Below are 9388 nucleotides of genomic sequence, written 5' to 3'. Positions count from 1 at the left end.
GGACGCGGCGGGGCGCCGCCGGGTGAGCTGCACGCTGGCGCTCGCGGTGGCCGGGGCGCTGGCCGCGGTGACGGTGGGCGGCGCCTTCCTGCTGGACCTGGTGCCGGGCAGGGGAGACGACGGCGGCGACCTGGGGAGCGCCGCGCGCACTCCGTCGGCCCCGGCCGCCACCCCGGGCGGGGCCGCCGAACTGCCCGAGGCGTTCGTCGGAACCTGGAAGGGCCCGCTGACCGAGAAGAGCTCGGGCCTGCCGCACGGCACGCTCACCGCGGTCTTCACGAAGGGCCGCGAGGGCACGGACGTGGTCCGCCTGACCACCACGGTCTCCTCGCTCGGCGTGGACTTCACGTGCTACAGCGTCGCCACGCTCACCTCGGCCACCGACGAGGAGCTGGAACTGCGCGAACGCGCCGACCGGGACCGCCCCAGCACCGCCGGCCTCTGCACCACCGCGCCCGCCGGCCTCCACTTCACCCGCACCTCCGAGGGCACCCTCCGCTTCCGCTCCGACGAGGAGGGCGCGGGACAGCCGTACGGCACGCTCACCCGGTCCGACGGCTGACCGCCGACGCCCCTGGCGTACGCTGAACCGGTCCGTAGATCCGTTGAAAAACCGCCGAAAGGTGACAGCCCGGTGACCGAGAAGGCCGACCTCCAGCCCATCCTCGACCGAGCCGCCGAAGGCGGCCGGATCACTCCGGAGGAGGCGCTCGACCTCTACCGGTCGGCTCCGCTGCACGCCCTGGGCGCGGCGGCCGACGCCGTGCGCCGCCGCCGGTACGCCGGTACGGAGCACATCGCGACGTACATCATCGAGCGCAACATCAACTACACCAACGTGTGCGTCACGGCCTGCAAGTTCTGCGCGTTCTACGCCGCGCCGAAGGACACCGCCAAGGGCTGGTCCCGGGACCTGGACGACATCCTGCGCCGCTGCGCGGAGACCGTCGAGCTGGGCGGCACGCAGATCATGTTCCAGGGCGGGCACCACCCGGACTACGGCGTGGAGTACTACGAGGAGCACTTCTCGGCCATCAAGAAGGCGTTCCCGCAGCTGGTGATCCACTCGCTCGGCGCCTCCGAGATCGAGCACATGGCCCGGATCTCGAAGGTCTCCGCCGAGGAGGCCATCAGCCGTATCCACGCGGCCGGCCTCGACTCCTTCGCGGGCGCCGGCGCCGAGCTGCTGCCGGCCCGGCCGCGCACCGCCATCGCGCCGCTGAAGGAGTCCGGCGAGCGCTGGCTGGAGATCATGGAGATCGCGCACGGCCTGGGCGTCGAGTCCACCTCGACCATGCTGATGGGCACGGGCGAGACGAACGCCGAGCGCATCGAGCACCTGCGCATGATCCGTGACGTGCAGGACCGCACCGGCGGCTTCCGGGCGTTCATCCCGTACACGTACCAGCCGGAGAACAACAAGCTGAAGGGGCAGACGCAGGCCACGCTCTTCGAGTACCTGCGGATGATCGCCATCGCCCGGCTCTTCCTGGACAACGTCGCCCACATCCAGGGCTCCTGGCTCACCACCGGCAAGGAGGTCGGCCAGCTGTCGCTGCACTACGGCGCGGACGACCTGGGCTCGATCATGCTGGAGGAGAACGTCGTCTCGTCGGCCGGTGCCAAGCACCGCTCCAACCGGCTGGAGATCATCGACCTCATCCGCAAGGCGGACCGCGTCCCGGCGCAGCGCTCCACGACGTACGAGCACCTCGTCGTGCACGACGACCCGGCGAACGACCCGGTCGACGAGCGCGTCGTCTCGCACATCTCGTCCGTCGCCATCGAGGGCGGCACCGCGCACCCCGAGCTCAAGCTCCTCAGCGCCAACTGAGGCCGTCTTGCTGACGATCCACGCCGCCGCCCTGCTCCTGCCGGGCGGCGGCCGCGCACCCGTGCCCGGCGGTGCGGTGGCCGTACGGGACGCCTCGGTCGAGGCGTTCGGGGCGTTCGGGGAACTGGCCGCCGCCCACCCCGGCGCCCGCGTCCGGCGCTGGCCGGGCGTCCTGACGCCGGGGCTGGTGCAGCGGAACGCGGTCCGGCTCCTGGAGGAGTGGTACTTCCCGGACCCCCGCGAGGCGGACGCGCTGGGCACCGAGCCCCTGACCGGCGCGGCGCTCGACGCGCTGGGCCCCGAGGAGACCTGGCGCGCGGGCAGCGTGCGGCGCGGGCTGCAGCAGATGCTGCGGTTCGGGACGACGCACCTCGCGGGCCCGTTCACCGATGCGGCGGTCGGCACCCTCGTCGCCCGCTCCGGGCTGACCGTGGTCCCGCCTTCCGGAGACCCCGGCGCACCCGCCCTCGATCCCTTGGCGCGGGGCCACGACGTGCCCGGCGCGGAGCACGGGCCCCTCACCAGTGGCGGCCGTGCCGACTTCGCGGTCTTCGACGTACCGGATGTGACGACGCTCGGCGCGGTGGGGGCGCGGACGTGCGTGGCCACGGTGCTGGGCGGGCGGCTCGTGTACCGGCGGCGGTGAACGCCGGATCGCCTCCGCCCGGCTCCTGTGGGAAACCACGCGGGTTTCCCACAGGAAAGGCGTCCCCTCGGTCAGAGCGCCGGAGGGGCCGGAAAGGGTGGAAAGCGATCCAGGAACGATCTACGCACTCCGGGCCAGCTCGGGAGCCTTTGTCAGAGTGCGGGTACACGTGAGGCACATGGCCGGCACCTCCAACTTCTCCAGGGCTGCGAGGAGACAGAGCTGCAGTCGGCTGAGACCGCCGAGCTTGGTGCGGAGATTGGCTATGTGGAACTTCGCGGTGCGTGGCGTGATGTGGAGAGATACCGCGAGCGCCTCATTCGACGGTCCGTTGTGCAGAGCGGCGAACACCTGACGTTCCATCGGCGTGAGGTGATGGAGTGGGGCCCGTGTCAGCTGTGTCCTGTGCCTTCCTTGGTGGCGCCGTGAACTGCTGTGATCAGCGCATACTAGGCAGCGAATCCTCATGATCCCCCCCGGGAGTGAGCTCGGATTTGCGAACCTAGCACGCGGATCGGGTGGCAAACGGAACAGTTCTGCGATGCGGTATTCGCCGGATCCGGACGCGCGGGACGGGCTCCGCCGCCCCGGAGCGATCGTGGCACGTCCGGCGGCAGAGCGCCTCCGTCCATCGGGTCATCGGATCATCGGTGAGGCCGCGGAAACCGAGTGAATCCGGTTCTCGAAGGTGCTCGACGCGTTTCCCTTTCCCCCTGCCGGCAGATAGCACGAAAGTCCCGCGATCCCGTGAATCGGTCGTTCACGAGGCGGCTGTCCGAGCGGTGGGCGGCGATGTCGAAATCGGAGCTGCCCTGGTCCGCATGGCAGAAGAGGCCCAGCTCTCCGGCGGTGAGCCGGCCGTCCGTCTCCGCGGCAACGGCGCTGCCGGTACCCATGGCGACGGCGGAGACGACGATGCCGGCGGCGGCGCGCCGGAGCTCACGGTGTTCAAGGGGCACGCCTTTCGGGTGCGCGGACCTGAGGGCATGGCTGACGGACCGGCCCGGTCCGGGGGATCCGACGGCTTCCGGCTCGGGCTGCCGAACAGTGAAACAGACCAATGTGCCGGAAAACACTGCCCGTTGGGCCAGTACGTGGGTCGCGAGGCGTGACGTGCGCGTCCGCCGGTCCCGGCTTCCCCGTGGACACTGACGCGCGGGTGGAACGCCTCGGCGGCGTCCAGCGCGGCGGAATCCGCTGCCCGCAGGGGCGCTCCGGCGCCGCGATGCCCCGCCTCGGGCGTTCCGGGCCCGGGACGGAACGGTTCCTCAGGGAACGGGCGGCCCGCCGAGGTAGGCGCCCTCGGAGTCGTACGGCCAGGCGTTGGCGACGCAGCCCTTCAGGCCGTCGATCTGCTGCATCATCGCGGGGGCGGGACGGCCCTTGCCGGGGCAGGTCTCGTGGCCGTGGCCGAGCCAGTGGCCGACCTCGTGGTTGATGATCAGGGCCCGGTACTCGCCCAGCGGGCCGTCGAACTCGGGCGAACCCTGCTGCCAGCGCTTGAGGTTGACCATCACGACCTTACCGACCCGGCAGTTGACCTCGCCGTGCGTGTCGAGGCCGCTCTCGCCGCAGACGCGGTCGGTGGTCTCCGGGGTCGCGATCCGTATGACCAGTCCCGCCTGGCCCTGCGCCACCTGGCGGAACCGGTGCTCCCCGTGGTGCGACCAGCCCCGGGGCGCGGCCAGGATGTGCGCGACGACGGCGGCGGCCTTGTCCGCGTCGAGCCCGGAGCCTTCCTCCACCTCCACCCGGTAGGCGCTCCCCGTCCCGCTGTCGGTGGCGGCGGCGCGGGCCACGGTGAAGTCGGCGGGGGCGGGCCCGCGCGCGTCGTTCCAGCGGAGGCCGACGACGGCGGCTGCCGCGAGTACGACGGGGACGACGGCCAACGTGAGCAGCCTGCTCCGGCCGCTCTCCCCCCGGCGCCCTTTCCCTCCGGGCATCCGTAACCCTCCCCAGCGATCGACGTTCCGTCCCCCGCTGTAGGACCGGTGATCGGCGCAATTGGTTCAGTCCACATCCCTATCGAATGGTGGAAGGTCCGCCCCGGAGAATCGTTACGGCACCGAGGGGCCGCCCAGGTACGTCCCGTTCTCGGCGTACGGCCAGGCGTTGGCGACGCACCCCTTGAGCCCGTAGATCTGCTGCATCATCGCGGGGGCGGGACGGCCCTTGCCGGGGCAGGTCTCGTGGCCGTGGCCGAGCCAGTGGCCGACCTCGTGGTTGATGATCAGGGCCCGGTAGTCGTTCAGCGGGCCGTCGAACTCGGGTGAACCGGTCTGCCAGCGCTTGAGGTTGACCATCACCTTCTCGCCGATCCGGCAGTTCACCTCGCCGTGCGTGTTCATCCCGCCCTGCCCGCAGATGCGGTCCGTGGTGGCCGCCGTCGCAATGCGGACGACCAGCCCGGCCGGGCCCGAGGCCACCCGGTGGAACGTGCGCTTGCCGCCCTGCCCCCAGCCGCGCGGCGCGGCGAGGATGTCGGCGATCCGGTCGGCGGCCTCCTCCGGCTCGACGCCCGAGCCGTCCTCGACCTCGACGCGGTACGCGTACTGCCCGGAGGACGACGCGTCGGCGCGGGCGACCGTGAAGGTGCCGGGGCCGGAGGCGGGGACGCGCACGCGGGTGGGGCTCGGGCTGGGGGAGGGGGAGGCGGACGGGGAGCGGGAGGGCTCGGGGCTCCGGCTGGGCTTCGCGGAGGGCGTGGCCGAGGCGGAGGACGCGGCGGCGGCCGAGGGGGTACGCGCGGCGGCGGACGCCGGGGACCCCTCACCGCCCGCCCAGCGGGGTGCGAGGAGCACCACGACGCCGATCAGCACCGCCGGTACGGCGACGGCGGCCCCTATCCGGACCCGGCTGCGCCGCGCCCGTCTCGCGCGTCTTCTGCCGCCTCCACCGTGCCGCCCCCGCTTGTTCTCAGCCCCCACGGACAGATCCCTCCCTGGCTTCCATCGGACGTGCGTCCGCGTAAGCGACCAATTCCATGAACCGCGGGTCCCGGGCGACGGCCAGCAGGCCGTCGGCGGTGACCGGCGCCGACACCATCGCGTCGGCATCGCCCCCCACAGTGAGCGTGACGCGGCTGTTCCCGTACGTGAAGCGCACGGTGGCGCTGGTGACCGTCCTGCCCCCCTTGGCGTTCCCGGCCGCCGTGATCGCCTGGGCCATCATGCCCCCTGCCAGTGCCACCTCGTCGCACCGGAGGTGCTTCACCGCGACGTCGAGGCAGGCCCGGTCCGCCCGGGCCGCCTTGCCGGTGGCCAGCGGGCGGACCGAGAAGGTGAGGGGGAAGACCGGGCCGCCGTCCGCCCCGCCCTGGTACCGGTCGACGGCGATGTCGACCGGACGGACCGGGGCGAGCGCCTCGGGCAGCAGCGTCTCCAGCACCCCCGCCGCCTCGCTCTGGAAGACCTGCTGCCGCGACCGCTCGTCGTCCGGCAGGTCCGCCATGGAGGACTCGCCGGGGCTCGGTTCGATGTGCACGGGGGCGGGCACGGGCACGGACGTCGGCGAGGGGGCCGGTGAGGTCTGCGAGGCGGCCGCCGACCACTCGCGTACCGGCTCCCCGTCCCCGCCCCACACCGGCAGGGTGGAGCCGAGGACCCCCAGGCCGACGATCGCGATCGCCGTCGCACCGATGGCGGCGCGGGCCCGGACCCGTCGGCGGCGGCCCTCGGCCAGGGCACCGGGGACCAGGTCGGGCAGCGGCGGCGCCCCGTCGGTGAGCCGCTCCATGGCGGTCCGGACGAGCAGTTCCTCCTCGTCCCGGCCGGGCTCGTCGCCCGGAGCGGGGTCCATGAGCACGTACACGGCGTAACTCCTCAGCTTCGGGCGGTGTAGAGGTGGGCGTCGCCCAGGCGGGCGCGCAGGGTGGCCAGTGAGCGCGAGCACTGGCTCTTGACGGTGGACGGGCTGCACCGCAGCAGGCCGGCGACGGTGTCCACGCTCAGGTCCTCCCAGTAGCGCAGGACGACCATCGCCCGGGCCCGGGGCGGGAGTTCGGCGAGGGCGGCGAGCAGCGTGACGGTGAGCTCGGGGCCCACCGCGGGGGCGGGCGCGGCGATCGGCGTGTGGGCGAGGATGTCGCGCAGCCGGCGGCGCCGCTCGGCGATGTAGGTGCGGGTGAGCACGGTCCGGGCGTAGGCGTCCGGATGGTCGGCGGCGCCCGCCCGGTGCCAGTGCTGGAACAGCTTGGCGAGCGTCGTCTGGGTCAGGTCGCGCGCGGCGTCGGCGTCCCCGCAGAGCAGATACGCGGTGCGGTAGAGCCGGTGCTGACCGGCGCGGGCGAATTCCTCGAAGCCGTCGTCACCCCGGCTGGCTCCCGTGGACATCTGCCCCCTTCCCTGTTCTCCTCGAAGGTCTCTCCGTGACTACTGAGTGCCGCCGGGCGGAAAAGGTTGAAGCGGATTTCCGCCGGGGGCGTCCGCCGCGAGCCGCCGGGGACCGGGCTGCTTGAATGGGATGCGTGACCCGAGCCTCTCTGGACAAGCAGCCGCACGAAGTCGCCTCGATGTTCGACGACGTGGCGGCGAACTACGACCTGACCAACGACGTGCTCTCGCTCGGCCAGGACCGGCTGTGGCGCAAGGAGGTCGCCAGGGCGGTGAACGCCCGGCCCGCCGAGAAGGTCCTCGACCTGGCGGCCGGTACGGCGACGTCCTCGCTGCCGTTCGCCGCGACCGGGGCGTACGTCGTGCCGTGCGACTTCTCCATCGGCATGCTCCGCGAGGGCAAGAAGCGTCACGCCTGGCTGCCCTTCACCGCCGGCGACGCCACGAAACTCCCCTTCCGCGACGAGAGCTTCGACGCGGTGACCATCTCCTTCGGCCTGCGCAACGTCCAGGACACGGACACGGCCCTGCGCGAGCTGCACCGGGTCACCAAGCCGGGCGGCCGGGTCGTCATCTGCGAGTTCTCCCAGCCCGTCTGGACCCCGTTCCGCACGGTCTACATCGAGTACCTGATGCGCGCCCTCCCCCCGGTGGCCCGCGCGGTCTCCTCCAACCCCGACGCCTACGTCTACCTCGCCGAGTCCATCCGCGCCTGGCCCGACCAGGCCGGCCTGGCGAAGAAGCTCCAGAACGCGGGCTGGTCGCAGGTCGCCTGGCGCAACCTGACGGGCGGTGTGGTGGCCCTGCACCGGGGTGTGCGCCACTGACGTCTCCGGCGGGCCCGGACGGGAACCGCGCACGCGCGAAAGCGGTTGCCGGTATTCCGAGTTGACGGGAACCGGTGGGCGGGGAAGATGTGTCCGTTGATACGGCACGCGTCTTCCCCGTTTCCGTGTGTCACCGTCTTGCCCGTCCCCGGCCCGCTGCGGAGCTCTCATGCCCTCGTACTGCCCGTTCTGTGGAACCCAGGCGCCCGACGAGGCGCGCTTCTGCATGAAGTGCGGGCGAGAACGCCCCGCCGCGCCCGCCGCGCCTCCTCAGCCCGCCGCCCCGCCACCGCCGGCCGGGACGCCGCCCGTCGAACCACCCGCGGTCCCGGCCTACATGTCGCGGCCCGCCGCCCCGCCGCCCGGGTACGCGCCGGTGCCGGCCGGGCCCTCGCCGGCCGGGATCTTCTTCGGGCGGGTGATGCGCGGGGACTGGGCGGGCTCGCTCAAGGCGGCCGTCTGGCCGACCGGGCTGATCATCGGACTCGCCGTGGCGCTCGCCATCCCGGACTACGGGCAGGGGGACGACGTCGTCGTCGGGTGGAGCGACCGGCTGCGGATCGCGCTGGCGATGCTGCTCCAGGCGTTCGGCGGCGGCTTCGAGATCCGGGCCGTCCTGCCGGGCGGCGGCGGATACGGGGGCGCTTCGCCGTACGGGGACACGTACAGCGACTTCGATGCGGGCGGGCAGAGCCAGACGACGCTCTCCCTGATCCCGCTCACCGTCACCGTGCTGTGGATCGGCGCTCTCGTCCTCGGCGCCCGGGCCGTCCGCCGGCAGGGCGGGGGGCTCGACGCGGCGGTCCGGATCAGCGTCGTGGCCACCGCCGCGGTCCTGGTCCTCGGGCTCTACGCCCAGCCCGAGATCGAGGGCTACTCGCTCCACTCCTCGCCGGTCCTCGCGGCGCTCGGCGCCCTCGCCATCGCCCTCGTGACCACCTGCGCCGTCCTGCAACGCGACGTCGCGGCCGCCTGGCTGGCCCAGCGGCCGGGCACGCGGAGCCTCGTACGCGCCGCCGGGACCGCCGTCCGCGCGCTCGGCGCCGTCCTCCTGCTCTGCGGCCTGATCGGCTTCATCACGTACGCCACCCTGGACGACGTCAACGGCACGTCCCTGCTGATGGCCCTGCCGCTGCTGCCCAACATCGCGCTGATGGTGCTCTCGGTGAGCTGGGGCGGCTCCGTCGAGTACGACGCGCGGGGACAGGGGGACATCATCCGCTCCGGGATGGACCACGGCTCGTTCGGGCTCGGCGAGCTGAGCGACGCGGCCAACGACTGGGCCCTCGTCGGCGCGCTCGCCGCAGGCCTCGTCTGCGCGCTCATCGTCGGGCTGCTGGCCGGACGCCGCTCCGCCGACCGGCGCGAACAGGTCACCGTCGGGGCCCTGTTCCTGCTCGGGTTCCTCGCGCTCACCGCGATGAGCGGCCTGTCCGCCGAGTTCTCCGGCAACGTCGCGGACATCGGCGGCTCGGGCACCCTGGACGTCTCGCCCAGCGTCGCCGACGCGCTGCTGTTCGGGCTGCTGTGGGTCGGCGGCGCGGTGCTCGTCGCGCCCTACCTGGCGCGGATGGCGGGCGGCGACGGCCCGGGCGGCGGCTCCCCGGCGTACCCGCCCCCGCCGAGCCCGTACGGCCCGCAGAACCCGGGCCCGTACACCCCCGCCCCCGGTCACACCCCGCCCCCCGGCCACACCCCGCCTCCCGGCCACACCCCGCCTCCCGGCCCTAACCCCCCGGGTCCCGGTCCG

At 73.1% G+C, this 9388-nt stretch carries 8 protein-coding genes and 2 pseudogenes; 6 read left to right on the top strand and 4 right to left on the bottom strand.

The window, feature by feature from the left end:
- The 4 genes and pseudogenes from G3I41_RS33685 to G3I41_RS33665 all read left to right on the top strand — a co-directional run.
- Positions 1-562, top strand: a pseudogene (locus G3I41_RS33685) (serine/threonine protein kinase); the annotation flags it as partial.
- Between the two features lie 72 nt (positions 563-634).
- Positions 635-1834, top strand: coding sequence for a cyclic dehypoxanthinyl futalosine synthase (gene mqnC, locus G3I41_RS33680; RefSeq protein WP_143620460.1), 1200 nt, complete (start codon positions 635-637; stop codon positions 1832-1834).
- Positions 1835-1841: 7 nt separating this feature from the next.
- Positions 1842-2480: a hypothetical protein gene (locus tag G3I41_RS33675; RefSeq protein ID WP_164404325.1), complete on the top strand. Its 639-nt coding sequence runs from the start codon at positions 1842-1844 to the stop codon at positions 2478-2480.
- Between the two features lie 821 nt (positions 2481-3301).
- Positions 3302-3592, top strand: coding sequence for a hypothetical protein (locus tag G3I41_RS33665; protein ID WP_164404323.1), 291 nt, complete (start codon positions 3302-3304; stop codon positions 3590-3592).
- A 156-nt stretch (positions 3593-3748) separates the two neighbouring features.
- On the opposite strand, the gene G3I41_RS33660 is transcribed toward G3I41_RS33665, so the two are convergent.
- The 4 genes from G3I41_RS33660 to G3I41_RS33645 form a co-directional block, all read right to left on the bottom strand.
- The gene (locus G3I41_RS33660) at positions 3749-4369 is read right to left on the bottom strand and encodes a DUF3152 domain-containing protein (protein ID WP_164404322.1); all 621 of its coding nucleotides are present in this window, start codon (positions 4367-4369) and stop codon (positions 3749-3751) included.
- Positions 4370-4537: 168 nt separating this feature from the next.
- Entirely contained in the window at positions 4538-5284 is a 747-nt protein-coding gene (locus tag G3I41_RS33655; RefSeq protein WP_164404326.1) for a DUF3152 domain-containing protein, read from the bottom strand.
- 112 nt (positions 5285-5396) lie between these two features.
- Positions 5397-6290, bottom strand: coding sequence for a hypothetical protein (locus G3I41_RS33650; protein ID WP_164404321.1), 894 nt, complete (start codon positions 6288-6290; stop codon positions 5397-5399).
- An 11-nt stretch (positions 6291-6301) separates the two neighbouring features.
- Positions 6302-6811 (bottom strand): SigE family RNA polymerase sigma factor, encoded by a 510-nt coding sequence (locus G3I41_RS33645; protein WP_164404320.1) that lies wholly within the window; start codon positions 6809-6811, stop codon positions 6302-6304.
- 134 nt (positions 6812-6945) lie between these two features.
- Between G3I41_RS33645 and G3I41_RS33640 the strand changes: the two genes are divergently transcribed.
- Both G3I41_RS33640 and G3I41_RS33635 read left to right on the top strand, forming a co-directional pair.
- Positions 6946-7638, top strand: a complete 693-nt coding sequence (locus G3I41_RS33640) for a demethylmenaquinone methyltransferase (RefSeq protein WP_164404319.1) — start codon at positions 6946-6948, stop codon at positions 7636-7638.
- Positions 7639-7975: 337 nt separating this feature from the next.
- Positions 7976-9388, top strand: a pseudogene (locus tag G3I41_RS33635) (hypothetical protein); the annotation flags it as partial.

Source organism: Streptomyces sp. SID9727, from assembly GCF_010550605.1.
In the GTDB taxonomy this organism is placed as follows: domain Bacteria; phylum Actinomycetota; class Actinomycetes; order Streptomycetales; family Streptomycetaceae; genus Streptomyces.
Note: the sequence above shows the minus strand (reverse complement) of the source record. Positions and strands in the feature narration are given on the sequence as shown.

Coding starts and splice junctions, on each gene's coding strand:
- G3I41_RS33665 (WP_164404323.1), top strand. CDS start 3,302: ATGGCAGAAGAGGCCCAGCTCTCCGGCGGTGAGCCGGCCGTCCGTCTC.
- G3I41_RS33645 (WP_164404320.1), bottom strand. CDS start 6,811: ATGTCCACGGGAGCCAGCCGGGGTGACGACGGCTTCGAGGAATTCGCC.